Annotated in this window: 24 protein-coding genes and 4 pseudogenes; 20 read left to right on the top strand and 8 right to left on the bottom strand. The window is 68.1% G+C overall.

Annotated features, from left to right (window positions below; genetic code table 11):
• Together CSW58_RS00210 and CSW58_RS00205 are read left to right on the top strand one after the other, a co-directional pair.
• A pseudogene (locus CSW58_RS00210) lies at positions 1-2,174 on the top strand (ATP-binding protein); the annotation flags it as partial.
• A complete protein-coding gene (locus CSW58_RS00205; RefSeq protein ID WP_099445842.1) occupies positions 2,175-2,501 on the top strand; it encodes a low molecular weight protein tyrosine phosphatase family protein in 327 nt (108 codons plus the stop codon). It abuts the pseudogene before it with no gap.
• Positions 2,502-2,508: 7 nt separating this feature from the next.
• Here the strand turns inward: CSW58_RS00205 and CSW58_RS00200 are convergent.
• Positions 2,509-3,131, bottom strand: a pseudogene (locus CSW58_RS00200) (glutathione S-transferase family protein).
• A gap of 99 nt (positions 3,132-3,230) precedes the next feature.
• Between CSW58_RS00200 and CSW58_RS00195 the strand changes: the two are divergent.
• The 5 genes and pseudogenes from CSW58_RS00195 to CSW58_RS00175 all read left to right on the top strand — a co-directional run bounded on the left by CSW58_RS00195 (position 3,231) and on the right by CSW58_RS00175 (position 8,654).
• Positions 3,231-4,564: pseudogene (locus CSW58_RS00195) on the top strand (spinster family MFS transporter).
• A 113-nt stretch (positions 4,565-4,677) separates the two neighbouring features.
• Entirely contained in the window at positions 4,678-6,183 is a 1,506-nt protein-coding gene (locus CSW58_RS00190) for an MFS transporter (RefSeq protein WP_236627550.1), read from the top strand.
• Between the two features lie 299 nt (positions 6,184-6,482).
• Entirely contained in the window at positions 6,483-6,746 is a 264-nt protein-coding gene (locus CSW58_RS00185) for a hypothetical protein (protein ID WP_099445841.1), read from the top strand.
• A gap of 79 nt (positions 6,747-6,825) precedes the next feature.
• Positions 6,826-8,136: an adenylosuccinate lyase gene (gene purB / locus CSW58_RS00180; protein WP_099445840.1), complete on the top strand. Its 1,311-nt coding sequence runs from the start codon at positions 6,826-6,828 to the stop codon at positions 8,134-8,136.
• Positions 8,136-8,654: a DNA-deoxyinosine glycosylase gene (locus CSW58_RS00175; RefSeq protein ID WP_099445839.1), complete on the top strand. Its 519-nt coding sequence runs from the start codon at positions 8,136-8,138 to the stop codon at positions 8,652-8,654. Before purB ends, CSW58_RS00175 begins: the two co-directional genes overlap by 1 nt.
• 108 nt (positions 8,655-8,762) lie before the next feature.
• Here the strand turns inward: CSW58_RS00175 and CSW58_RS00170 are convergent, their stop codons facing one another.
• Positions 8,763-9,080, bottom strand: coding sequence for a DUF1476 domain-containing protein (locus CSW58_RS00170; RefSeq protein WP_099445838.1), 318 nt, complete (start codon positions 9,078-9,080; stop codon positions 8,763-8,765).
• A 271-nt stretch (positions 9,081-9,351) separates the two neighbouring features.
• Between CSW58_RS00170 and purC the strand changes: the two genes are divergently transcribed.
• The 3 genes from purC to CSW58_RS00155 all read left to right on the top strand — a co-directional run bounded on the left by purC (position 9,352) and on the right by CSW58_RS00155 (position 11,188).
• On the top strand, positions 9,352-10,110 hold the full coding sequence (purC, locus tag CSW58_RS00165; protein ID WP_099445837.1) for a phosphoribosylaminoimidazolesuccinocarboxamide synthase: 759 nt from the start codon (positions 9,352-9,354) through the stop codon (positions 10,108-10,110).
• 48 nt (positions 10,111-10,158) lie between these two features.
• Positions 10,159-10,398 (top strand): phosphoribosylformylglycinamidine synthase subunit PurS, encoded by a 240-nt coding sequence (gene purS / locus CSW58_RS00160; RefSeq protein ID WP_099445836.1) that lies wholly within the window; start codon positions 10,159-10,161, stop codon positions 10,396-10,398.
• Between the two features lie 85 nt (positions 10,399-10,483).
• Positions 10,484-11,188, top strand: a complete 705-nt coding sequence (locus CSW58_RS00155) for a TIGR02594 family protein (RefSeq protein WP_099445835.1) — start codon at positions 10,484-10,486, stop codon at positions 11,186-11,188.
• 7 nt (positions 11,189-11,195) lie between these two features.
• Here CSW58_RS00155 and CSW58_RS00150 read toward each other — a convergent pair whose 3' ends face one another.
• Both CSW58_RS00150 and CSW58_RS00145 read right to left on the bottom strand, forming a co-directional pair.
• Entirely contained in the window at positions 11,196-12,950 is a 1,755-nt protein-coding gene (locus tag CSW58_RS00150; RefSeq protein ID WP_099445834.1) for a hypothetical protein, read from the bottom strand.
• Positions 12,951-13,043: 93 nt separating this feature from the next.
• A complete protein-coding gene (locus tag CSW58_RS00145; protein WP_099445833.1) occupies positions 13,044-13,670 on the bottom strand; it encodes a TetR/AcrR family transcriptional regulator in 627 nt (208 codons plus the stop codon).
• 86 nt (positions 13,671-13,756) lie between these two features.
• Here CSW58_RS00145 and CSW58_RS00140 point away from each other — a divergent pair, with 86 nt between their 5' ends.
• The 5 genes and pseudogenes from CSW58_RS00140 to CSW58_RS00120 all read left to right on the top strand — a co-directional run bounded on the left by CSW58_RS00140 (position 13,757) and on the right by CSW58_RS00120 (position 18,670).
• Positions 13,757-15,031 (top strand): cytochrome P450, encoded by a 1,275-nt coding sequence (locus tag CSW58_RS00140; RefSeq protein ID WP_099445832.1) that lies wholly within the window; start codon positions 13,757-13,759, stop codon positions 15,029-15,031.
• A gap of 7 nt (positions 15,032-15,038) precedes the next feature.
• Positions 15,039-15,215, top strand: coding sequence for a rubredoxin (locus tag CSW58_RS00135; protein ID WP_099445831.1), 177 nt, complete (start codon positions 15,039-15,041; stop codon positions 15,213-15,215).
• Positions 15,216-15,397: 182 nt separating this feature from the next.
• Entirely contained in the window at positions 15,398-15,922 is a 525-nt protein-coding gene (locus CSW58_RS00130) for a hypothetical protein (protein WP_099445830.1), read from the top strand.
• Between the two features lie 50 nt (positions 15,923-15,972).
• Positions 15,973-16,634: pseudogene (purQ, locus tag CSW58_RS00125) on the top strand (phosphoribosylformylglycinamidine synthase subunit PurQ).
• Positions 16,635-16,744: 110 nt separating this feature from the next.
• A complete protein-coding gene (locus tag CSW58_RS00120) occupies positions 16,745-18,670 on the top strand; it encodes a CocE/NonD family hydrolase (RefSeq protein ID WP_099445829.1) in 1,926 nt (641 codons plus the stop codon).
• 78 nt (positions 18,671-18,748) lie between these two features.
• On the opposite strand, the gene CSW58_RS14245 is transcribed toward CSW58_RS00120, so the two are convergent.
• The gene (locus CSW58_RS14245) at positions 18,749-18,925 is read right to left on the bottom strand and encodes a hypothetical protein (RefSeq protein ID WP_201721536.1); all 177 of its coding nucleotides are present in this window, start codon (positions 18,923-18,925) and stop codon (positions 18,749-18,751) included.
• Positions 18,926-19,009: 84 nt separating this feature from the next.
• Complete coding sequence (locus CSW58_RS00110) at positions 19,010-19,603, bottom strand: peptidylprolyl isomerase (RefSeq protein WP_099445827.1); 594 nt, start codon at positions 19,601-19,603, stop codon at positions 19,010-19,012.
• A 257-nt stretch (positions 19,604-19,860) separates the two neighbouring features.
• Here CSW58_RS00110 and CSW58_RS00105 point away from each other — a divergent pair, with 257 nt between their 5' ends.
• The 4 genes from CSW58_RS00105 (at position 19,861) to CSW58_RS00090 (ending at position 23,791) form a co-directional block, all read left to right on the top strand.
• Positions 19,861-20,214 (top strand): hypothetical protein, encoded by a 354-nt coding sequence (locus CSW58_RS00105; RefSeq protein WP_143755027.1) that lies wholly within the window; start codon positions 19,861-19,863, stop codon positions 20,212-20,214.
• 107 nt (positions 20,215-20,321) lie between these two features.
• Positions 20,322-22,505 (top strand): phosphoribosylformylglycinamidine synthase subunit PurL, encoded by a 2,184-nt coding sequence (purL, locus tag CSW58_RS00100; protein ID WP_099445825.1) that lies wholly within the window; start codon positions 20,322-20,324, stop codon positions 22,503-22,505.
• An 11-nt stretch (positions 22,506-22,516) separates the two neighbouring features.
• Positions 22,517-22,870: a hypothetical protein gene (locus CSW58_RS00095; protein ID WP_099445824.1), complete on the top strand. Its 354-nt coding sequence runs from the start codon at positions 22,517-22,519 to the stop codon at positions 22,868-22,870.
• A 99-nt stretch (positions 22,871-22,969) separates the two neighbouring features.
• Positions 22,970-23,791, top strand: a complete 822-nt coding sequence (locus tag CSW58_RS00090; protein ID WP_099445823.1) for a DUF3313 domain-containing protein — start codon at positions 22,970-22,972, stop codon at positions 23,789-23,791.
• Between the two features lie 75 nt (positions 23,792-23,866).
• On the opposite strand, the gene CSW58_RS00085 is transcribed toward CSW58_RS00090, so the two are convergent.
• Entirely contained in the window at positions 23,867-24,445 is a 579-nt protein-coding gene (locus tag CSW58_RS00085; RefSeq protein ID WP_236627549.1) for a fasciclin domain-containing protein, read from the bottom strand.
• Positions 24,446-24,562: 117 nt separating this feature from the next.
• A complete protein-coding gene (locus tag CSW58_RS00080) occupies positions 24,563-25,234 on the bottom strand; it encodes a M20/M25/M40 family metallo-hydrolase (protein ID WP_236627548.1) in 672 nt (223 codons plus the stop codon).
• Positions 25,235-25,263: 29 nt separating this feature from the next.
• Here CSW58_RS00080 and CSW58_RS14510 point away from each other — a divergent pair.
• The coding region (locus tag CSW58_RS14510) for a hypothetical protein (RefSeq protein WP_236627547.1) at positions 25,264-25,452 on the top strand (189 nt) is incomplete at its 3' end.

The following is a 25,452-nucleotide window of genomic DNA, read 5'->3' as shown; positions in this document are numbered from 1 at the left end:
GGCCGTGGCGGTGGTCGGTCCGGGCGGAGTGCTGGCCGTCGCCGGTCGCGATCCCGGGGCCGAATGGCGCGCCGTGGCCCGCACGGCCGCGGCCTCCGAGCGCAGCGTCTGGATCGGATCGATCGCCGGCTCCAATCGGCTCTATGTCGTTGTCTCGGCCCCGATCGCCGGGACCCGGGCGTGGTGATCGCGTCGAGCGACCCTTCGCGGCTGGTCGGCAAGCCGATCCCCGACGGCGCGACCGCCCTGATGCGCGCCGACGGCGTCATTCTGGCCTCCAGCGGCCGGCCGATCCTCGGGGCCACCGACATCCAGCAAGCCTTTTCCGTCTCGATGGCCGACATCGACGCCGGCGCCTCGGCGGTGCGCGGCGAATCGCCCGGCGGCGCGGCCCTCGATGTCGCCCTGCAGCCCCTCGCCGAGGGCGTCCTTCTGGTCGGCGTCGCCACCCCGTCCCACACCGTGGCCAATATCGATCGCAAGATCATGGAGGGGGCCGTCAACCTGCTGGCCCCGCTGGCGGTGGGCATCGCCCTGGCGCTGATGCTGATGATCCAGAGCCGCCGGGCCGAAACCGCCCAGCGCGAGTTCGTCGACAGCGAGCAGCGCTTCCGCCTGGCGGTCGAGGCCGCGCGCTGCGGCATCTGGGAATGGGATCTACGCTCCGACCAGGTATTCCTGTCTGACGTCACCGGCGCGATGTTCGGCTGGGCGGCGGCGGCGTGGTCGGCGGCCAGGAACTGCTCGACCGGATTTCGATGGATCATCGCGAGCGGGTGCGCCAGGCCCTGGCCAACGCCGCCATGTACGGCGCGTTCGACGTCTCGTTCCGGGTGCCGCCCACCGAACAGGGCGGCCGCGCCCTATGGGTCGACGCCCGCGGCCAGGGCTTTGGCCAACCGGGCGAGGACGGCTATTCGCGGATCATCGGCGTGGCGCTCGACGTCACCGAGGAACGCCTGGCCCAGGCCCGGGCCCAGGCCGCCGAGAACCGCCTGCGCGACGCCATCGAGAGCGTCTCCGAGGCCTTCGTGCTCTGGGATCGCCAGGGCCGGCTGCTGATGTGCAACCGCAACTATCGCAGCGTCTTCAACCTCGAGCCCAAGCTGCTCAAGCCCGGCGCGTCGCGGGCCGAGGTCAACCGCTTCGCGGCTCTGGCCATCAAGCACGACCAGCCCGCCCCCGACGGGGCCAAGGGCGTGCGCGAGGCCGAGCTGATGGACGGCCGCTGGATCCAGATCAGCGAGCGCCGCACGGCCGAGGGCGGCCTGGTGATGACCGCCGCCGACATCACCGCCATCAAGAACCAGGAAGAGGCCCGCCGCCTCAACGAGGAGCAACTGCAGCACGCGGTCACCGGCCTCGAGCGCAGCCAGGAGCAGCTGGCGGAACTGGCCCGCAAGTACGAGATGGAGAAGGTCAAGGCCGAGGGCGCCAACAAGGCCAAGAGCGAGTTCCTGGCCAATATGTCCCACGAGCTGCGCACGCCGCTGAACGCCATCAACGGCTTCTCCGAAATCATGATGCACGAGATGTTCGGCCCGCTCGGCGACCAGCGCTACAAGGGCTACAGCCTCGACATCCACAATTCCGGCCAGCACCTGCTGGCCCTGATCAACGACATCCTCGACATGTCCAAGATCGAGGCCGGCAAGATGAACCTGAAGTTCGAGCCGATGTCCCTGGAAGAGGTCACCGAGGACGCCGTGCGTCTGGTCCGCAACCGCGCCGAGGCGGCCGGCCTGAGGCTGGAGATCGACTTCCCGCCCCTTCCCGAGATCGAGGCCGACTACCGGGCCGTCAAGCAGGTGCTGCTCAACCTGCTGTCCAACGCCATCAAGTTCACGCCCCGCGCCGGTCGGGTCACCGTCCGGGCCGAGGTGCGCCGCGACCCCCTGGGCGAACGCGTCAGGGTCTCGGTCACCGACACCGGCATCGGCATCGCCGCCGAGGATCTGGCTCGCCTGGCCCGGCCGTTCGAGCAGGTCGAGAGCCAGCACGCCAAGACCACCCAGGGCACGGGCCTAGGCCTGGCCCTGACCAAGTCGCTGGTCGAGATGCACGACGGCGCGCTGGACATGAGCAGCGTGCCGGGCGACGGCACCACGGTCAGCTTCACCCTGCCCGTCCATCAGAGCAGCGCCGAGGCGCATCGCGACTTCGCGGCGGCCTGATTGCGGCGGGTCCTGTTCGTCTGCAGCCAGAACCGGCTGCGCAGCCCCACCGCCGAGCAGGTCTTCGCCTCGCGCCCTGACCTGGAGGTCAGTTCCGCCGGGACCAATCACGACGCCGAGGAGCCGCTGACCGGCGAGCTCGTCGCCTGGGCCGAGCTGATCTTCGTGATGGAAAAGACCCACCGCGCCAAGCTGTCACGGCGCTTTGGCCGACACCTGAAGGCTCGGGTGATCTGCCTGGACATCCCAGACGACTACGCCTTCATGGAGCCGGCCCTGGTGGATCTGCTGCTAAAGCGGGTTTCATCGCACCTGCCGCGCGGCTGAGACCGCCTCACGCCAGGGCGGCGGCTTCCCAGGCCAGGAATTCCGGCGTCTCCAGCAGGCGCTCGGCATAGGCCCCGCCGCGCCGGTGTCGCCATGGTCGGACAGGTGGATTCCGTAAGTGCGGAACCGGGTGGCGACCGGGGTGTAGAAGGCGTCGGCGATCGACCACTCGCCCAGCAGGAACGGTCCGCCGGAGCGCTTGAGCAGCTGGGTCCAGCGCTCGACGATCTTGCGCACGTCCTTCTGGGTGGCCTCGGAAATCGCCACGCTCTTGCGGGTTTCCAGCTCCATCGGGCATTCGCCGCGCAGCGAGGCGAAGCCCGAATGCATCTCGGCCGCCGCCGACCGCGCCAGGGCCCGCAGGGCCTGATCGGCCGGCCACAGGCGCGCCTCGGGGAAGCGCTCGGCCAGATATTCGCAGATCGCCAGGCTGTCCCAGACGGTCAGGTCGCCGTCCTTCAGCACCGGCACCAGCTTGCTCGGCGAATGCTGGCTGATCTCGGCCTCCGACACCCCCACCTGACGCAGGGCGATCAGGGTCTCCTTGAACGGCGCGCCGGTGCGCTTGAGCGCCAGCCAGGGCCGCAACGACCAGCTGGACCACTTCTGGGTGCCGATGACGATTTCCATGGCGGACTCCTGGGCGATGTCGTGACGGGTGGTCATCCGGCTTACCCTGCGTCTACAGTCACCTCAACGATTAGAACAAACGTTTGAGGGAGAGAGACCATGGCCGAGACCGCCATCCCGTCGCCCGTGATCAATCCGGTGTCGGCCGCCTATCGTCGCTACGCCCTTTGGGTGCTGCTGATCATCTACACCCTCAACTTCCTCGACCGGCAGGTGGTCAATATCCTGGCCGAGCCGATCAAGCGCGACCTCGGCCTGGCCGACTGGCAACTAGGCATGATGAGCGGCCTGGCCTTCGCGGTCTTCTACACCGTGCTGGGCATCCCGATCGCCCGTCTGGCCGAGCGCAAGAACCGGCCGATGATCATCGGCGCCTCGGTGGCGGCCTGGAGCGTCTTCACCGTCCTGTGCGGCTTCGCCCAGAACTTCTGGCAACTGATCATCGCCCGGATCGGCGTCGGGGTCGGCGAGGCCGGCTGCACCCCCGCCTCCCACTCGCTGATCAGCGACTATGTGCCCAAGGAAAAGCGGGCCAGCGCCATCGCCTTCTATTCGATCGGCACGCCGCTGGGCACCCTGGCCGGCATGGCCATGGGCGGGCTGGTCGCCGACGCCTATGGCTGGCGCGTGGCCTTCATGGTGGCCGGAGCCCCCGGGCTGCTGTTCGCCCTGGTCGCCATCTTCACCCTGATCGAGCCGCGCCGGCAGCTGGCCGCCGACCTGGCCGCCCGGGCCGTCAACCAGATCAGTTTCGCCGCCGCCCTGGCGGTGCTGGCCACCAAGAAGACCTTCTGGCTGGTGGCCTTCGCCGCCTCGATCAAGGCCTTTGTCGGCTATGGCCACGCGCCGTTCACCGCCTCGTTCTTCTTTCGCAACCACGGGGTGGAGCTGGCCCAGACCGCCGCCCTGTTCGGCCTGAAGTCGGCCGGCTTCCTGGGTCTGGCCCTGGGCCTGATCGGCGGCACGGCCGGCGTGATCGGAGCCTGGCTGGGCGGGGTCCTGGCCGACAAGCTCGGCGCCAAGGACCTGCGGGCCTATGTGGTAGTGCCGGCCATCGCCTCGGTGATCACCATTCCCTTCTTCATCGTCGCCGTCAGCCTCGACAGCGCCGTGGCCGCCGGCCTGCTGCTGGTCGTGCCGGCCCTGCTGGGCACCCTGTGGTACGGGCCGGTCTACGCCACGGCCCAGAGCATCGTCGACCCGGCCATGCGGGCCACGGCCTCGGCGGTGCTGCTGTTCATCATCAACCTCGTCGGACTGGGCCTGGGGCCCTGGCGGTCGGAGCGCTCAGCGACCTGCTGGCCGGGCCGATGGGCCTGGGCGAGGCCCAGGGCGTGCGCTGGGCCCTGATCGTCTCCAGCCTGTTTGGCCTGATCGCCTTCGTGCTGTTCTGGCTGGCCCGCAAAACCATCCGCGAGGACATGGTCAGCTGAGCGCTGGCCAGGCCCCCGAACCGTTCTGATCAAATTGGCGCTTTCACCAGCGCTTCCCCTACGTCTACAGTCAGCCAACTAGAACAAGTGTTTGAACGGGGAGAAACACCAAGATGGCTGAGGCGTCTGCGCCGAGCGGTGAAAAGCCGCTGTTTTCGAACGGTTACAAGGCTGGTGTGCTGAGCCTGCTGCTGGCCACCTACACCTTCAACTTCATCGACCGCACGATCATCGCCACCATCGGCCAGGCCATCAAGGTCGACCTCAACCTCACCGACACCCAGCTGGGCCTGCTGGGCGGGCTGTATTTCGCCCTGCTCTACACCCTGCTGGGCATTCCGATCGCCCGCCTGGCCGAGCGTTTCAATCGGGTGACGATCATCTCCGTCTCCCTGGTCATCTGGTCGGGCTTCACCGCCCTGTGCGGCAGCGCCGCCAGCTTCGCCCAGCTGGCCGCCTATCGCTTCGGGGTCGGGATCGGCGAGGCCGGCTGCTCGCCGCCGTCCCATTCGCTGATCAGCGACTATTACGAACCAAGCAACGCGCCTCGGCCCTGTCGATCTATTCGTTCGGCATCCCGCTGGGCACCATGTTCGGGCCGTGGCGGCGGCTGGCTGGCCCAGGAGTTCAGCTGGCGCGTCGCCTTCGTGATCGTCGGCCTGCCGGGCATCCTGCTGGCCGTCCTGGTCAAGCTGATCGTCAAGGAACCGCCGCGCGGCCATTCGGAGACCAAGCCGGTCAACGCCGAGCTTGAGGACATCACGCCGCCGGTCGTGGCCAAGCCGAAGTTCTCGCTGGCCGAGGAGTTCCGCGAGCTGTGGGCCGTGACCACGGTGCTGTTCGGCAAATGGCCGGTGCTGCATATGGTGCTGGGCGTGACCATCGCCTCGTTCGGCTCCTATGGCTCGGGCGCGTTCGTCCCGCCCTATTTCGTGCGAAGCTTCGAGCTGGGCCTGGCCCAGGTGGGTCTGATCACCGGCCTGATCGGCGGCTTCTCGGCCGGCATCGGCACCCTGGTCGGCGGCTTCCTCGGCGACTGGGCCGGCAAGCGGAGCGCCAAGTGGTATGCCCTGGTCCCGGCCCTCGGCCTGACCATCTGCACCCCGATCTATATCCTGGCCTATCTGCAGACCAACTGGCAGACGACGGCCCTGATCCTGCTGATCCCCGGCATCTTCCACTATGTCTATCTGGCCCCGACCTTCGCGGTGGTCCAGAACTCGGTCGATCCGCGCCGCCGGGCCACCGCCACCGCCATCCTGTTCTTCTTCCTGAACCTGATCGCCCTGGGCGGCGGGCCGGTGTTCACCGGCTGGCTGATCGACACCCTATCGCACTTCAACTTCAACCATCCCGCCTCGACCGGGATCTTCTCCGCCCTGACCGGCGCCTTCACCGATCCGGGCGCGGCCAGCTTCACCACCAGCTGCCCCGGCGGCCTCGCCCCCAAGGGGGCCGACGCCGAACTGGCCGGCCTGTGCAAGGGCGCCATGGCCCGCTCAACCCAGCAGGGCATCATCGTCTCGCTGTGCTTCTACGCCTGGGCCGGCCTGCACTACGCCCTGGCCGCCATCGGCATGGTCAAGCACATGAAGGAACGGGCCGTGGCCCAGGCCTGAGGGACGGCCTGAGCGTCAAAAGCCCCTTCCCCCTCGCGGGGAAGGGGTTGGGGATGGGGGCGCCGGCGGCGGCGGCGCTACCGCAAAATCCTCCCCCTCCGGGGGAGGTGGCCCAGAGGGCCGGAGGGGGTAGCGCTGGCCCCGACCGGGAGCCCCATCAGTCGCTCCGCGACAGCTCCCCCAATGGGGGAGCATCTGGCACGCGCCCGCCGGTAAGCCTTGACCCGCCCCCGCGAATATCGCGAAGTTACAACCCCGCCCGGCCCGAACGCCGGGGCCCAAAGAATGAAAGCCTCTCCATGCGCCTCGTCGCCACGACCGCCATCCTGCTGCTCACGGTCGCGACCGGCGCCTGCACCGACAGCAAGGTCGCCAGCCGCGAGGCCACCTGGGGCGACAAACCGGCCGATATTGTCTGCTGGACCTACGGGACCCAGAACTTCACCGGTCGCTCGACCGGCAAGGTCGAATATGACGAGGGCGGCCGGATCTCGTTCGTCGACGCCGCCAATGGCCGCTACACCACGGTCGAGGGCGAGTGCCGCGTGGTCTACGCGAAATAGCCGGCCGTCGCGGTCTCGGAGGGCTCAGAGCCCTCCCCGCCCTTGACTCCCGGCCTCGCCGCGCCGAAACCCCGGCCTCATGATCACCCGTTATTCCCGCCCCGAAGCCGCCGCCATCTGGTCCAGCCAGACCAAGTACAAGATCTGGTTCGAGATCGAGGCCCACGCCGCCGACGCCATGGCTGAACTTGGGGTCATCCCCAAGCTGGCGGCCGAGACGATCTGGGAAAAGGGCCGCGACGCGGTCTGGGACAGCGACCGCATCGACGAGATCGAGCGCGTCACCAAGCATGACGTCATCGCCTTCCTGACCCACGTCTCCGAGATCGTCGGGCCCGAGGCGCGCTTCCTGCACCAGGGCATGACCAGCAGCGACGTGCTGGACACCTGTTTCGCCGTGCAGCTGAGCCGCGCCACCGACCTGCTGATCGAGGATGTCGACCTGCTGCTGGCCGCCCTCAAGCGCCGGGCCCTGGAACACAGGATGACGGTCTGCGTCGGCCGCAGCCACGGCATCCACGCCGAACCGATCACCTTCGGCCTCAAGCTGGCCGGCTACTATGCCGAGTTCCAGCGGGCGAAAGAGCGCCTGGCGATGGCCAAGTTCGAGATCGCCACCTGCGCGATTTCGGGCGCCGTCGGCACCTTCGCCAATGTCGATCCGCGGGTCGAGCAGCACGTGGCCGACAAGCTGGGCCTGGTGGTCGAGCCGGTCTCGACCCAGGTCATTCCGCGCGACCGCCACGCGGCCTATTTCTGCGCCCTCGGCGTGGTCGCCTCGTCGGTCGAGCGGCTGGCCACCGAGATCCGCCACCTGCAGCGCACCGAGGTGCTGGAGGCCGAGGAGCCGTTCGAGGTCGGGCAGAAGGGCAGCTCGGCCATGCCCCACAAGCGTAACCCGATCCTGACCGAGAACCTGACCGGCCTGGCCCGGCTGGTGCGCTCGGCCGTGACCCCGGCGCTCGAGAACGTCGCCCTCTGGCACGAGCGCGACATCAGCCACTCGTCGGTCGAGCGCGGCATCGGCCCCGACGCCACCATCCATCTCGACTTCGCCCTGCGCCGCCTGGCCGGGGTGATCGAGCGCTTCAACATCTATCCCGACAACATGGCCCGGAACCTCGACCGCCTCGGCGGGCTGGTGTTCTCGCAGCGGGTGATGCTGGCCCTGACCCAGGAAGGCGTGTCGCGGGAGGACGCCTACGCCGCCGTGCAGGGCAATTCGATGAAGGTGTGGCGCGGCGAGGGCAAGTTCATCGACTTCCTCAAGGCCGACCCGGTGGTCTCCAAGGCCCTGAGCGATCAGGTGCTCGAGGACCTGTTCGACTATGGCTACCACACCAAGAACGTCGACGTGATCTTCGCCCGGGTGTTCGGCGAACAGGCCTAGTGACCCGCAAGGCGGGCTTCCCACCGGTCGTCGACGCCGAGACCCGCGTCCTGATCCTGGGCAGCCTGCCGGGCGAGGCCTCGCTGGCGGCGGGCCAGTATTACGGCAATCCGCGCAACGGCTTCTGGGCCTTGCTGGAGAGCGTGCTGGACGCGCCGCTGGTCGCCCTGGGCTATGAGGACCGGCTGGCGGCCCTGCGGGCGCGCGGCGTGGGCCTATGGGACGTGATCGCCGAGGCCGAGCGGCCCGGCAGCCTGGACGCCGCCATCCGCGATCCCGCCGCCAATGACCTTGTCGCCCTGGTCGAGACCCTGCCGGCCCTGCGCGCCGTGGCCTTCAACGGCGCGACGGCGGCCAGGCTGGGAACCCGCCTGCTGGCCCGGCTCAAAGGCCGCCTGGCGCTGATCGCCCTGCCCTCCTCCAGCCCGGCCCACGCGGCGCGGCGCTTCGCCGACAAGGCGGCGATCTGGAACGGGTTGCGGGACTGGCTGGACGCCATTCCTGCCAGAGGCGGCTGACGCCGAATCCGTCGAAGCGAGGCGAAAATCTCAAGCCACGCCGCCCAAAACAAAAGGGCCGCACCCGAAGGCGCGGCCCTTGTTCGTTCGGCCTTGGCCGGACCGACCTTAGGCGCCGGCGACGATCTGGCTGCGGGCCTGGGCCAGCAGTTCGTCCATCTTCATGCGCACGTCGCCTTCGCTGATGGCGACGCCCGAACCCTTGAGGTCGCCGAACACCTTGCGCAGCACATCCTCGTCGCCCGGCTGTTCGAAGTCGGACTTCACGACGGCGCGTGCGTAGTCCTCGACCGTCTCCAGGCCCATCAGGCCGGCGGCCCATTCGCCCAGCAGCCGGTTACGGCGCGCCGTCGCCTTGAACTCCAGCTCCTGGTCATGGGCGAACTTGCGTTCAAAGCCCTGCTCGCGATCGTCGAAGGTCGTCATGAAAGCCCCAATAGTCTTTGAGGAGGCTGCATATCCTCTGTGAGGCCGGGGAGCAATCGGAAGCGATGCCGCAGGTCGTCACAATGGCGTCGACGCGGAGGCGGGGTTTGCGCCACGACAGGGGTTCGGGTAGGTTCGGGCGTTATTTTTCGAGAGCGGCCTTGAGTCGAACGCCGCGCGCAGCTACTCGGCCGCGCGCGCTTTTCGTTTCTCCGGACATTCCGGATCCGGGGGCGCCGCTTCGCATCCATGAAGGGCCTCGACGAGAGCCATGACCACCCGCCGCAAGAAGATCTACGAAGGCAAGGCGAAGATCCTGTACGAGGGCCCCGAGCCCGGCACTCTGATCCAGTACTTCAAGGACGACGCCACCGCCTTCAACGGCGAGAAGAAGGCCCAGCTGGAAGGCAAGGGCGTGATCAACAACCGAATCAGCGAGTACGTCATGACTCGCCTGAACGGCATCGGCGTGCAGAATCACTTCATCCGCCGCCTGAACCTGCGCGAGCAGCTGATCAAGGAAGTCGAGATCATCCCGCTCGAGGTCGTGGTGCGCAACATCGCCGCCGGCTCGATCGCCACGCGCCTGGGTCTGCCCGAGGGCCAGGCCCTGCCGCGCTCGATCATCGAATTCTACTACAAGGACGACAAGCTCAACGACCCGATGGTGTCGGAAGAGCACATCACCGCCTTCAACTGGGCCGCGACCCAGGAGATCGACGACATGATGGCCACGGCCCTGCGGGTGAACGACTATCTGTCGGGCCTGTTCAGCGGCGTCGGCATCACCCTGGTCGACTTCAAGATCGAGTTCGGCCGCATCTATGAGGGCGATTTCTCGCGCATCATCCTGGCCGACGAGATCAGCCCCGACAGCTGCCGCCTGTGGGACTCCATCACCAACGAAAAGATGGACAAGGACCGCTTCCGCCGCGACCTGGGCAGCGTCATCGAGAGCTATACCGAGGTGGCCCGCCGCCTCGGCATCATGAAGGAAATGCCCACCGTCATCCAAGGCGGCGTGCACTAGTCAGTTGAACCGCCTCCCCCGGGACGTCGGTCGAAGAAGGTCAGTTCGATGAAAGCCAAGGTCGCCGTGTTCCTCAAGCCAGGCGTGCTCGACGTCCAGGGCAAGGCCGTCGAGAACGCCCTGCACGGACTGGGCTGGGCCGATGTCCAGAACGTCCGCGTCGGCCGGACCATCGAGTTCGACGTGGCCGACGGCGACGCCGACAAGGCCCGGGCCGAGGTCAAGGCCATGTGCGACAAGCTGCTGGCCAATACGGTGATCGAGAGCTACGCGATCGACCTCGCCTGACTCCGGGCACCTGAAGGCGAGGACTCGACAGAAACATCCTTGACGTGCATTTTTCGCGGACCCCTGGTTTGCGAAAGCGCGGCAGATGACGGTGTTCGAGATCCAGAAGGCCTTGGCGTCCAAGGGCTTTGATCCAGGCAATATCGACGGGGTCTGGGGTCGCCGCACGGCCCAGGCGGTTCGGTCCTTCCAGGCCGTCCGGGGTTTGCAGGTCGACGGCGTGGTCGGCCCGGTCACCGCCGCCGCCCTGAACCTGCCGCCCGCCGCGGCCAAGGCCGACACGGCCGACGACGCGGCCTTGGTGTGGTTCCAGGAGGCGCGGCGGCTCAAGGGCCTGCGCGAGGGGCCTGGCGACGCCGACAATCCCGACCTGATGCGCATGGCCCAGGACCTGAAACTCGACTACCGCTCAGACGACATTCCCTGGTGCGGCCTGTTCGCGGCCCACTGCATCGGCGCCACCCTGACCACCGAGCCCCTGCCTGCCAATCCCCTGTCGGCCCGCGGCTGGCGGCGCTTCGGCGGCCCCTGCACGCCGCGTCCCGGGGCGGTGATGGTGTTCTGGCGCGGCCGCCGCGACGGCTGGCAGGGCCATGTGGCCTTCTATGTCGGCGAGGACGACCAAGGCTTCTTCCACGTGCTGGGCGGCAACCAGTCCGACGCCGTCACGGTCACCCGAATCAACAGGACCCGCCTGCTGGAAGCCCGCTGGCCGGCCACCGTCGCCCTGAGCGCGGCCGGACCGCGCCTGGTCAAGGCTGACGGCCAGGTCTCGGCGGGCGAACAATAGGACCGCCTCAGAACCGCAGGGTCTTTTCCACGCAGATCTCCGGCGAAGTCCGCGCGGTTACGTCCGCGAGGACGTCGGAAGGCCGAGGCGGCGGCGGCTTGGCGGGCGGCGACGGATCGGGCAGGCGCTGGTTGGCCAGGTCGGCCCGGTCCATCCGCATCAGGGCCAGGTTGATCGCCCGGACCTGGTCGCGGGTGAAATAGCCGCTCAGCGCCAGGCTTCGGCGAGTCTCGACCAGGGCCGGGATCGCCGCCGCGCCGTCCGGACCGAGCCGGCACAGGGCCAGGGCCGACTGGACGATCTCGTCGCCCCCCTCGCCCAGGCCGACCACCAGGACCGGCGCGGCGCCGGGCCCCATCCGGCCGAGGGTGGCGATCAGGGACTCCGCGCCGTAGAGGGCCTTGGGCCGCGACGCCGCGCGGAAGATTCCGGCCTGGTCGCGCGCCAGGATGTCGGGCGGGAAGCGGGCGATCAGGGCCGCCAGGCCGCGGCGCTGGTCGGCCTGCCATAGGGTCTCGTCGCCGGCGGTGATCCGGTCATAGGCCGACAGGATCCGCGGGGCCAAGTCCGGCAGGACGGCGGGATGGGCCAGCACCGCTTCGCTCATTTGATAGGACACATCGGCGGTGGGGTGGACGATCAGGGCCGCCAGGAACCGGCTGTCGGCCGGAACGAGCTCGGGGGCCGCCTTGATGGTCTGGAGCGTGGCGTCGATGGCCATCGCCTCGGCCGGCTCCAGCCGACGCCCGCTCGCGGCGCTGTCGGCCAGGGCCCGCTCGGCGGCGGCGCGAACCCTGAGGGGATCCAGGCGCGGCTCGGCCTGGGCGTCGAGCTTGAAGGCACGCGCAAGTTGTTGAACATCGGTGGTGGGATTGGCGACGCCGCTGACCCGCCACCATTCCCGCTTCATGTGCAGGTCGGGGCCGCCGTCGAAGCCGATCAGCAGAGGCAGGCCCAGGGCGCGCTTGTGGACCGTGGTGGTCCGGACCAGCGGCCGGCAGCGGTCGGCGGCGCAGCGCCAAGACGTCCAGCGCATCGTGCTCGCCAGACCCGGATTGAACGGATTGAGCGCGCCGATCGATCGCGACTCGCTGACCAAGGTCAGGGCCGCGTCCGGGCTGGTCCGCGCGACCGTGCGCCCCACCAGGCACTGGCTGACCGCCATCAGCGACAGCCGCGGGTCGGCCTGCACCGCCGCCAGGTCCTGGGTCGGACAGTCGGGGCTCTTGTCCAGGCTATAGACCACGGCCGGGCCGACATAGCCGCGCGTCAGGTCCAGCGGTTCGTGGGCCGTGCGCTTGGGCCGCACGATCGTGTCGACCTGGCCGCTCAGCAACAGCCGGGCGCAGGTCTCGTCGCAGTCAGTCTCGTTGACATGGCCATAGTAGCGCCAGCGACCGCCCGATTTCTCCCGGCCCACCTTGGCCAGCAACAGCCGCCGGGCGCCCTGGCCGTCGGGCCGCGCGAAGTCGCCGGCGCGCTCGGCGGCGACCTGGGCGGTCAGGATGGCGTTCATCGCCAGGGGCGGCAGGGTCGCCAGCAGGATCAGGGGGACAAAGGCCAGGACCTTGCCCAGCCGGGTCGGACTGGCCGCCTTCTCCATCAGGCCATAGTCGACCAGCAACAGATACAGGGCGACATTGGGGGCCAGGATCAGCACCAGTCCCGGTAGGATAAGAGCCAGCAGACCCAGGAACAGGGCGCCGGGAACCATGCCCAGGGCCGCGAGCGCGAACACCGCCCCATAGATCCAGACCCGCATCCGCCGCCCCCAGGCCCTTGGCCTCGCCTGGGGAGAGCTGTAACCTCAGGTGGTGTCGCGTCGGTTAATTCGCGCGGACTTTTCCAGGCTCGACTAGACCGAAAAACTGACCCTCAGGGTCGCCAGGCTGGTCTCGCGAATCGGTTCCAGGTCGAGGCTGGGGTCGACGAGGATCTGCAGGGACAGGCCCAGCAACAGCGCCCCGACCATCAGGGCGGCGGCGTCGGCGTTGAGGCCGGCCCGCACCACGCCTTCGGCCTGGCCGCGCAGGAACAGGGCCTCCAGCTGCAGCTCGACATTCTTGTGGGCGGCGGCGAAGGGGCCGCGCAGGTCCGAGACCTCGGCCACGGCCCCGGCCATCAACACGAAATAGGCCCGGGTCTCGCCGTCCTGGGCCAGGTTGCGCAGAAACAGATCGACAAAGCCCAGCACCGCTTCCAGCCCATTGGCCGAGGCCAGGTCTCGGGCCTCCATCAAGGCGTTCAGCCGCAGCTGCAACTGAGCGATCAGCGCCTCGATCAGGCCCTGCTTGGAGCCGAATTTCTGGGTGGCCAGGCCTCGGCTGTAGCCGGCCCGGGCCCCGATGTTCTCGAAGGTCGCCGCCGCCATGCCGCGCTCGACGATCAGCTCGGCGGCGGCGCGCAGCAGTTCGCTCTCCGACTGCTGGCGGCGATCGGACTGGCTGCGGCGGACAGGCGGCGACTTAAGGGTCGTGGTCATCTTGCGCAGTCTACTTATTTGTTGGACAACTAGCAAATAACAGAGCGGCCCTCGCGCCGCCGCAGGTGGAACCCAGGAGCCAGCGCATGACCATCCCCACGGAAATCGCCAACACCATAGTCGACCCCAAGGCCTATGCCGACGGCGATCGCATCGATCAGGCCTTCACGACCCTGCGGCGCGAAAGCCCGCTGGAGGTGGCCCAGCCCGACGGCTTCGACCCCTTCTGGGTGGTCACCCGCCACGCCGACATCCTCGAGGTCGAGCGTCAGAACGAATTGTTCCACAACGGCGACCGCGCCACCATCGTCACCACCATCGAGGCCGACAAGAAGGTCCGCGAGATGATGGGCGGCTCGCCGCACCTGGTGCGCTCGCTGGTGCAGATGGATAATCCCGACCACTTCGCCTATCGCCGCGTGACCCAGGGCTCGCTGCTGCCGCAGAACCTGCGGGCGCTGGAAGGGCGGATCCGCGAGATCGCCCGCGGCTTCATCGACCGCATGGCCGATCAGGGCGACCGCTGCGACTTCGCCCGTGACGTCGCCTTCCTCTATCCGCTGCACGTGATCATGGAGGTCCTGGGCGTGCCCGAGGTCGACGAGCCGCGCATGCTGAAACTGACCCAGGAACTGTTCGGCAGCGCCGACCCCGACCTGAACCGCGACGGCAAGGTCGCCACCAACGTCAATGAGGGCATCGACAGCCTGCAGTCGGTGATCATGGACTTCATGATGTATTTCAACGCCATGACCGAGGATCGCCGGGCCAATCCGCGCGAGGATCTGGCCAGCATCATCGCCAATGGCAAGGTCAATGGCGAGCCGATGGGCCACCTGGAGGCGATGAGCTACTACATCATCGCCGCCACGGCCGGCCACGACACCACCTCATCGACCACCGCCGGCGCGATGTGGGCCCTGGCCGAGAACCCCGACCAGTTCGCCCGCGTCAAGAACGATCCCAGCCTGATCCCCGGCCTGGTCGAGGAGTCGATCCGCTGGGTGACCCCGGTCAAGCACTTCATGCGCACCGCCACCGCCGACGCCGAACTGGCCGGCCGCAAGATCGCCAAGGGCGACTGGATGATGCTGTCCTATCCGTCGGGCAATCGCGACGAGTCGGTGTTCGAGGACCCGTTCAAGTTCCGTGTCGACCGCACCCCCAACAAGCACGTGGCCTTCGGCTATGGCGCCCATGTGTGCCTCGGCCAGCATCTGGCGCGGATGGAGATGCGGGTGCTGTGGGAAGAGCTGCTGGCCCGGGTCGACAGCGTCGAGATGGACGGCCAGCCCACCCGGATGACCGCCAACTTCGTCTGCGGCCCCAAGGCTGTGCCCATCCGCTTCAAGATGCACTGAGGCGGCGATGAGCGAACCCTTCAAGGTCTGGCAGTGCCGCACCTGTGGCTACATCTATGACGAGGAGGCCGGCGATCCGGGCGAAGGCCTGGCGCCGGGGACCCGGTGGGCGGATCTCCCCGCCCATTGGATCTGCCCCCTGTGCGGAACGCCCAAGTCCGACTTCGACATGATCGAGCTCTGACACGTCGACAGGGTTTTCCACTCCGCGCCCCTTCCCGACCCCAGTGGCGAGGATAACGAACGCGGGCTGGAAGACTGCGCCTGACCGCTGCGCCAACCTCCAACGAGGTGACACAAGCTTAATTTGAAGCTCCGGCCAGCGGCATGCCAACGTTCTCCGACTGAATTCGAGGAGGGGTCGGGATGAATTGGGGACTTTTCGCCTTGGCCGTGTCTGCGGTCCTGCTGCTGGGCTGGATCGTGATCGCGGTCCGGCGCAAACCATCGCCGATGGCCCTCGTCGCCTCTTTCGCCTGCCTGCTGGCGGCGGCGCTGAACTCGGCGGCCCCACTGCGCGGCCTGCTCGACCCCGGCTATATGGGCTACGTCTTCGGCCTGCTGGCGGCCCAAGAGGGACTTACGGTCACGGCCCTGGCCGGCGCGGTCTTCGTCGGCGGAAGTGTCGCGGCGTTCATTGCCCTGACTCGCGGGTCAGGCGGGGCCCTGTGGTGGGTCGCTGCGGTCTGCGGCAGCCTGACTGTCGTGCTCGGCGGCCCCTGGCTGTTCTCCGCACTGACCGATCCGTCGAGCAACCGCATCCAGTTTGGCGAATATCTGACAATCCCCGGCCTGATCTCGACGGCGCTGCTCTTCGTCTTCCTTGTTCTGCCGTTCATGCTCGGGACGGTGTGGGCCACGCGCGCGGCGATGAAGCCGTCACGATCCTGAGCACACTCTGGCCCTGACAATCCCCCCGAACGGTGCTACAGGCCCGCGCCATGAAAGCCGCTGTCATCGTCTTCCCGGGGTCCAACTGCGACCGCGATTGCAAGGTCGCCATCGAGCGCTCGCCGGAGCCCGCGTCGAGATGGTCTGGCACCAGGAAACGTCCCTGCCCGACGACCTGGACTTGGTCGTTCTGCCCGGCGGCTTCTCCTATGGCGACTATCTGCGCTGTGGGGCCATGGCCGCTCAGAGCCCGGTGATGAAGGCCGTGGTCAAGGCGGCCGATGACGGCATGGCCGTGGTCGGGATCTGCAACGGCTTCCAGGTGCTGTGCGAGGCGGGCCTGCTGCCCGGCGCCCTGCTGCGCAACGAGAAGCTGAAATATATCTGCAAGCCGGTCGAGCTGGAGATCGTCAACAGCCAGACCCGCTTCACCGCCGAATATGGCGAGCAGCGCGAGGCGGTGATGACCGTCGGCAACGGCGAAGGCAACTTCTTCGCCGACGAAGAGACCCTGGACCGCCTCGAGGGCGAGGGCCAGGTGGTGTTCCGCTACAAGGACAATCCCAACGGTTCGGCCCGCGACATCGCCGGGATCGTCAATCCCAAGGGCAATGTCCTGGGCCTGATGCCCCACCCCGACCGCTCGTTCGACGCCGACCTGGGCTCGGAAGACGGCGCGATCCTGTTCCGCAGCATCTTCGCCAGCGCCTGAGGCCCACCGCGCGCGTCCAGCACGGCGGCGATCCTGGTTGATCGCGCGTAACACCGTGGCGCCCCGCCCAAGGCGCTCCTAAGGTGAACGCCTAGCCTTGGAGCGTCGCCATGAGTCTCGTCACAACCCTGCGCGCCGGCCTGCTGGCCGCCGCCGCCCTCACCCTGCTCGGCGGGGTGTCGCTGGCCCAGACCGCGGCCCAGACCGCCGCCATGACACCCGACATCGACGGCAAGTATGTCGCCCCCACGGTCGGCGTCGACTACGTCAAGCGGGTGGTCATGGCGCCGATGCGCGACGGAACCAAGCTCTACACGGTCATCGTCACGCCCAAGGGGGCCCGCAACGCCCCGATCCTGCTGACCCGCACGCCCTACAACGCCGCCAAGCGCACGGCGCGCAACGAAAGCGGCTCGATGCTGGCCACCCTGGCCCAGGGCGACGAGGTCTTCGTGCAGGAGGGCTATATCCGGGTCATCCAGGACATCCGCGGCAAGTACGGCTCGGAAGGCGACTATGTGATGACCCGCCCCCTGAAGGGGCCGCTGAACGCGTCAGAGGTCGATCACGCGACCGACGCCTATGACACCATCGAATGGCTGACCAAGAACGTGCCCGAAAGCAACGGCAAGGTCGGCATGCTGGGCAGCTCGTACGAAGGCTTCACCGTGGTCATGGCGCTGGTCAATCCGCACCCAGCCCTGAAGGTGGCCGCGCCGATGAGCCCGATGGTCGACGGCTGGATGGGCGACGACTGGTTCCACCACGGCGCCTTCCGCCAGGTGAATTTCGACTATTTCGTCGGCCAGACCACCAAGCGCGGGTCCGGCGACGGGGTCGTCCGCAAGAGCCCGGACGACTACGAGAACTTCCGCCGCGCGGGCTCGGCCGGCGACTACGCCAAGGCCAATGGCATCGACCAGCTGCCCTGGTGGAAGAAGCTGATCGACAACACCGCCTATACGCCGTTCTGGAGCGAGCAGGCGCTGGACAAGACCATGGCCCAGCAGCCCCTGACCGTGCCGACCATGTGGATCCAGGGCCTCTGGGACCAGGAGGACATGTGGGGCGCGGTGCACGCCTATGCCGCCACCGAGCCCAAGGACGTCGATAACGACAAGAGCTATCTGGTCCTGGGCCCCTGGCGGCACAGCCAGGTCAATTATGACGCCACCGGCCTGGGCGTGTTCAAGTGGGACGGCGACACCGCCCTGCAGTTCCGTCGCGACGTGCTGCTGCCGTTCTTCAACCAGTACCTCAAGGATGGCGCGCCGAAGGCCCAGACCCCGCCGGTTCTGATCTACGACCCGGGCCAGAATCGCTGGGATCGCTATTCATCCTGGCCCCAGGGCGGCAATAAGCCGCTGTATCTGACCGAGAAAGGCGGCCTGTCGTTCAGCGCCCCGGCCCCGGCCAAGGGCCCGGCGGCCTATGACGAATATGTCTCCGACCCCGCCAAGCCGGTGCCCTATATCCCGCGCCCGCTGTCATTCGGCGAACGCGACCGTTGGACCGCCTGGCTTCTGACCGACCAGCGCGCCGTCGCCGACCGCACCGACGTGCTCAGCTATGTCTCCGAGCCCCTGACCGCGCCGCTGAAGATCGCCGGCGTGCCCAAGGTCAATCTGATGGCCTCGACCAGCGGCACCGACAGCGATTGGGTGGTCAAGCTGATCGACGTCTATCCGGACGAGGTTCCCAGCCAGCCCGCACTGGGCGGCTATCAGCTGGCCGTGGGCATGGACATCTTCCGTGGCCGCTATCGCGAGAGCTTCAGCGATCCCAAGGCGATCAAGCCCAATACGCCGCTGAAATACCAGTTCATCCTGCCGACCGCGAACCACACCTTCCTGCCGGGCCACCGGATCATGGTGCAGGTGCAGTCCAGCTGGTTCCCGCTCTATGACCGCAACCCCCAGACCTTCGTGCCCAACATCTTCCTGGCCAAGCCGGGCGACTATGTGAAGGCCACCCAAAGGGTGTTCCACGCGGCCGACACGGCCAGCTTCATCGAACTGCCGGTTGTCGGGAACTAGCCGCGAAGACCGGATTGCAGACACCAAAAAGGGCCGGAGATTGCTCTCCGGCCCTCGTTCAGGGCGCTGCGACTGACGTCAGCTTGGCCCGGGCTTGTCAGCCTTGCTGGCCTGGTCGGGCCTGTTGGCCTGATCGGCCTTGTCGGCCTGTCCGCCGGGATTGTGTCCCGGTTCGGCCTGTCGGTTCTGCTGTCCCGGCGCGGATCGCGACGGATCGTTGGACTGCTGCTGCGGATTGCGAGTGTTCTCGGCCATGGGCTTGTTCCTCTGCAACGCGCGCTCGATGCGCACCCAGACAAAACGGCCGCCGATCGAGGTCGTTCCTAGGGCCAAGCTGCCTTAGTTGCGGCCAAGCTTCTGAATTTTCACGGGCTTTTCGATAATCTGGCCTTTCAGATAGGGATCGTCGGCCTTGCTGACCGTCGGGGCCTGGTGGATGGCCCGCACCACGTCCATGCCCTCGACCACGCGGCCAAAGGCGGCGAAGCCCTGGCCGTCCTTGTTGCGGGCGCCGCCGAAATCGAGGGCGGGGTTGTCGCCCAGGCAGATGAAGAACTCCGAACCGGCCGAGCCGGGCGCGTCGCGGGCCATCGAGATGACCCCGTCGGTGTGGCGCAGGCCGGTGGCTGCCGTGGTCTCGTGGGCGATGGCCGGCAAGGGGCTATCGTCGCGGTTCAGCCCGCCCTGGATGACGCTGATGGTGGCCGGGTTGTTGTCGTTCTTCGGGCTGACCGTGCGATAGAAGCTGCCGCCGTCCAGCAGCCCCTTGTCGGCATAGGCCAGGAAGTTGGCGCTCGAGATCGGGGCCTTGTCGACGAACAGTTCGATGACGATCACCCCCAGATCGGTGACCATCCGGACGCGGACGGGCGCGGCGGCGGCCATCAGCGGCGTGGCGGCGAGCGCGAGAAGAACGGCGCGGCGATCGAGCATCGGTGCGAGCTTTCGGTTGAGAGACCGTGACAAGGTGCCTCAAAGGATCGTCGTCGCCCACCGCTATCGGAGCATTTGCCGGCAAACGGATCGCCTGTTCGCCGATCTTGCGGCCGGATCGCTCGCGCCCAGAGGGATAGCGCTGGCTGCGCGACGCGAATGACGCCCAACCTGATGGCAGGGCGCATGCCGGTTCTCGGCTTTCGCCGCGATCGACAGCGACAAGCCCAGCACGAGACTGCGCAAGGTAGAACGAGATGACGGCTCCAGAACCCACCAGCGGCGTGCCTGTCTGGGCGCGCAAACGCAAGAAGCAGGGCAATCCGCTGGTCGGATGGGTGCTCGTCCCCCTGGCCTTGCTGGGCGCCCTGACGGCCGGCCTGGCGATCCAGGCCAAGTCCTTCACCGCCGCCGGAGCCCGCCTGGACGGCTGGATCGCCACGGCCCAGGCCCGCGTCGAACAGGTGGTCAAACCCGCCGCCAAGGCCAAGGCCGCCGTCTCCGCCCCGCAGGCCGTCGCGGCTCCGATCGGTCCCGCCGCCCTCCCCGCCACGCCGATCCCGGCCGAAGCCGCCCCGGTCGTCGCCCAGTCGGGCGGCAAGGGCGGCTGATCGCGCGTCAAACTCCGTCTTGGCCGGTGGCGGAATCCGTGGCGGCGCGCTAGAAACCGCCCCCATGAGCACGCCCTCCACCCCCCGCCCAGACCCCGACCAAGACCATGGCCGAGACGGCCCGCGAATTTGGTCTCAACGCCGCGGAATACGCCGTTGTCCTCGACCGCCTGGGCCGCGAGCCCAACCTGGTCGAGCTGGGCGTGTTCTCGGTGATGTGGTCCGAGCACTGCTCGTACAAGTCGTCGAAGAACCAGCTGAAGAAGTTCCCGATCACCGGCCCGCGGGTGATCTGCGGCCCCGGCGAGAACGCCGGCGTCATCGACATCAATGACGGCGACGCCATCATCTTCAAGATGGAGAGCCACAACCACCCCTCCTATATCGAGCCCTATCAGGGCGCGGCGACGGGCGTGGGCGGCATCATGCGCGACGTCTTCACCATGGGCGCGCGCCCCATCGCCCTGCTCAACGCCCTGCGTTTCGGGGATCCGTCGCATCCCAAGACCAAGCGCCTGGTGGACGGCGTGGTGGCCGGCATCGCCGGCTACGGCAACTGCGTGGGCGTGCCCACCGTGGGCGGCGAGACCAATTTCCATGCCGGCTACAACGGCAACATCCTGGTCAACGCCATGTGCGTGGGCCTGGCCGACGCCGACAAGATCTTCTATTCGGCCGCGCCGGGCGCGGGCCTGTCGGTGGTCTATTTCGGCTCCAAGACCGGCCGCGACGGCATCCATGGCGCGACCATGGCCAGCGCCGAATTCGACCAGGACAGCGACGAGAAGCGCCCCACCGTCCAGGTCGGCGACCCCTTCGCCGAAAAGTTGCTGATCGAGGCCACCCTGGAACTGATGGCCACCGGCGCCGTCGCCGCCATCCAGGACATGGGCGCGGCGGGCCTGACGTCCTCCTCGGTCGAGATGGCCGGCAAGGGCGGGGTCGGCATCGAGCTGAACATGGACATGGTCCCGCAGCGCGAAACCGGCATGAGCGCCTATGAGATGATGCTGTCGGAGAGCCAGGAGCGCATGCTGGCGGTGCTCAAGCCCGGCCGCGAGCACGAAGGCCACGCCATATTCGAGAAGTGGGGCCTGGACGCCGCCGTCATCGGCCACACCACCGACACCGGCCGCCTGGTGCTCAAGCATCACGGCGAGACGGTCTGCGACGTGCCCCTGGCCCCGCTGTTCGACGACGCGCCGCTATATGATCGCCCCTGGGTGCAGCCGCCCCTGCATCCGCGCCTCGCGCCGGCCGATCTGGCCGCCCCCGCCGACTGGACCGCCGCCGTGCTCAAGGTGGTCGGCAGCCCCGACATGGCCTCCAAGCGCTGGCTGTGGGAGCAGTATGACCGCCACGTGATGGCCGACACCCTGGAAGACAGCGCCACCGGCTGTGACGCCGGCATCGTCCGCATCCACGGCAAGGGCAAGGCCATCGCCGTGACCAGCGACGTCACCCCGCGCTATGTCCAGAACGATCCTTATGAGGGCGGCAAGCAGGCGGTCGCCGAAGCCTGGCGCAACCTGACCGCCGCCGGGTCGCTGCCGATCGCCATCACCGACAACCTCAACTTCGGCAGCCCCGAAAAGCCCGAGACCATGGGCCAGATCGTCCGCGCCACCGACGGCATGGCCGAGGCCTGCCGGGCCCTGGACTTCCCGGTCGTGAGCGGCAACGTGTCGCTCTACAACGAGACCAATGGCGTCGCCATTCCGCCGACCCCGACGGTCGGGGCCGTGGGCCTGCTCGAGGACTACGACCTGCGCATGGGCTTCGGCAATGTGGCCGAGGGCGACAGTCTGGTCCTGATCGGCGACACCCACGGCGAACTGGGGGCCTCGATCTATCTGCGCGAGATCCTGGGCCGCGAGGACGGCGCGCCGCCGCCGGTCGACCTGGCCGCCGAGCGCAAGCATGGCGACTTCGTGCGCGGCTTGATCCCCACCGGCCTCGTCGCCGGCCTGCACGACCTGTCGGACGGCGGCCTGCTGATCGCGGCGGCGGATGTGGCCCTGGCCAGCAAGGTCGGGATCACCCTGAACGCCCACGACGCCCTGAACGCCCACGCCTATCTGTTCGGCGAGGACCAGGCCCGCTACCTGGTGGCGACGCCCGATCCGGAAGCGCTGCTGGCGGCGGCCAAGGCGGCCGGCGTCCCGGCCGGCCTGGTCGGCGTGGCGGAAGGGAACGATTTCGCCGCGACGGACCTGTTCTGTATCCCGCTCGAAACCCTGCGCACGGCCCACGAGGCCTGGTTGCCGGGTTTCATGGGCTCGCCCGCCTGAGGATCTACAGAATGCGCCTGATCACTCGTCTCGCTCCGGCCAGCCTGGCTCTGTCGCTGCTGGCCGCCTGCGCGCCCGCCGCGCCGGTCGCCACCCCGGCCGCCCAGAGCGCCGAAGCCTCATGCGCAGCCCGCGGCGGCGCCATGCAGCCGGTCGGCCGCCTGCAGCGCCTGACCTGCGTCGTGCCCTATGCCGACGCCGGCAAGACCTGTTCCGACAAGGCCGACTGCCAGGGCGCCTGCATCGCCGAGGGCAATCTCGACGCGCCCGCGAGCACCGGCCAGTGCCAGAAGTCCAACGTCCAGTTCGGCTGCTACGCCAAGATCGTCAACGGCAAGGCCACCGCGACGATCTGCGTCGACTAGGCGTCGCGGCCCTCTCCCACTCGGCGGCTATCGACCCTATATCCACCATCGGGTCCTGGCTGTTCAGGGCTTAAGTCCGCTGCTTTTGAGACCCGAACAATGATCATCTCGTACAAGGCTTGGGACAGGGTCGCGCTGTTCGCGGCGACGGCGCTCTGCCTCTCCGCCTGCGCCACCGCCGCGCCGGATCGGTCCGGCTTTCTCAGCGGCTATGACGGGCTCAAGGACTCAGAGCGACGCGGTCGCGCCGAGATCCGCGAGTTTCGTGACCCCGCCGCGCTTGGCGTCGTGCAGCGCGTGGCGCTGGCCCCGACCGTGCTGGCGGCCGGCGCGGACGCCACCTCCCCGCTGAGTCCGGAAGAACGCGTCGCCCTGCTGCGTGAGGTCGACGCCCAGCTGTGTTTTGAACTGTCCGAACGCTTCGAGATCGTCGCGGCCGCGACGGCGGACGCCGAGGTGCGCGCGGCGATCACCTGGTTCACCCCGACCGGTCGCGTGGCCTCGGTCGCCTCGGCCGCGTCGGGCTTTGTGATCCCGGGGCCGATCGGCTTGCGGCTGCCCGGGACCCTGGGCGGTCTGGGAATGGAAGCCGAAATGCGCGCGGCCGCCGATCAGAAGCAGATCGCCGCCGTGGCCTGGGCCCGCAAGGCCACGGCCGTCGGCACCGACAGCCCGTCCCTGTCACGGCTGGGCGACGCCCTGCAATTCGCCGAACCCTTCGCCGACAAGGCCGCCGCCGTGATGACGCCCGACGGCCACAAGAGCCAGCGCGTTGCGGCCAAGACGGACCCCTGCCGCGATTATGGCGACCGGTTCCAGCCGGGATCCCGGGTCGCGGGCATTATCACCAATCTCTATATTCCGGACTCCCGGCGACGCGGCGGAGAGCCCGCGGCCACGCCGCCGCCGAAACCCCAATAGCGCCTCTCCGGATCGAACGGGGCTGTCGATCCGGAGAGGGTCGCCACGGTCCTTCGACCGCGCGGTGGTCAGGCGTTAGGGCATCAGTACGGTGTCGATGACGTGGATCACGCCGTTGGACTGCAGGACGTCGGCGATGGTGATGTTGGACACCCCGCCCTTGGCGTCGGTGATCGTCCAGCCGTGATGGCCCTTGGCGACGATCAGGGGCTGACCCTGCACGGTGGTCAGCACGGCCTTGCCGCCGCCGACCTTGGCCTTGGCTTCGATGTCAGCGGCCGTCAGGCGGCCGGCGACCACGTGATAGGTCAGGATCGTGGTCAGGGTCGCCTTGTTCTCGGGCTTGACCAGGGTCTCGACCGTGCCGGCCGGCAGCTTGGCGAAGGCGGCGTTGGTCGGGGCGAACACCGTGAACGGACCCGGGCTGGACAGGGTCTCGACCAGACCGGCGGCCTTGACCGCCGCGACCAGGGTCGTGTGATCCTTGGAGTTGACGGCGTTCTCGATAATGTTCTTGGACGGATACATGGCCGCGCCGCCGACCATCACAGTCTTGCTGTGATTCATCGTGGCATGATCCATTTGCGCCATGGCCGAACCGGCGCACGACATCGCAAGCACGCCGCTGGCGGCGAGCATCAGGATGGTCTTCATAGGGCTGTCTCCGGGAGTTACTGGTCCGTTGCTGGGACAAGGGGAGTTACGACCCTGCCCCCAGCCTGGATGCGGACGGTATCGAAATTTCCCGCGCGGACCTGGCCGACGGTCGGCCTAACGCCCCGCCGCCTTGGCGATGCCCGACAATTGCCCGTCCAGAAGCCGGGTCGCCTCGACCACCGTCGCCACCGCCTTGAGGAAGAAATCCTGCGGGATGGTGGCGAAGTCGTCGGTCGGCTTGTGGTATTCGGCATGGTCTTCGACGCCGAAATAGACCCACGAAACGCCCTTGGCGGCGAAGGCGCCCTGGTCGGACTGCATGGTCCAGTTGTTGGACTTGCCCTCGGCGTCGGTGTCGTGGCCGAGCTTCAGGGTGACCGGCGCCTTGGCGGCCAGGCCCTGCAGGATCGGCTGGAGGAAGGGCTGTGGGCCGCCGCCGCTGGCATAGAGCTCGCCCTTGGCGTTCTTGCTGATCATGTCGAAATTGACGTTGAGCGCGATCGCGGCCAGCGGAACGGGCGGCGCGGCGACGAAGGCGCGGGCGCCCTGCAGACCGCTTTCCTCGCCGTCCAGGGCGGCCAGGATCACCGTATGTTCGGGGGGATGGGCCTTGAACGCCTCGGCCACCGCCAGCAGCCCGGCCACGCCCGAGGCGTTGTCATCGGCCCCGTTATAGATCTCGCCGCCCTTGATCCCCTCGTGATCGTAGTGGGCGGAAACGACCATAACCAAGTCAGGCGTCCGGGTTCCCTCGATACGGGCCAGAAGGTTGACGCCGTTGACCACGAGCCGTCCCTGCGGGTGAAGCTGAACGGATGCTCGAACCCCGCGCCCTGCGGCTTGAGCCCGATCTCGGCGAAGCGCTGCGCGACATAGGCCCGCGCCTTGGCGCCGCCCGGCGCGCCGACGCCGCGGCCTTCCATGTCGTCGGCCGACAGGATGCGGACGTCCTCCAGGGCCTTGGCGCCGGGCGCCGCGGCGCAGGCCGAGGTGGCGAAGGCGAC

It is taken from the genome of Caulobacter sp. B11, assembly GCF_002737765.1.
Classification (GTDB): domain Bacteria; phylum Pseudomonadota; class Alphaproteobacteria; order Caulobacterales; family Caulobacteraceae; genus Caulobacter.
The sequence above is the reverse complement of the archived record's forward strand: the minus strand, read 5'-3'. Positions and strand labels throughout refer to the sequence as shown.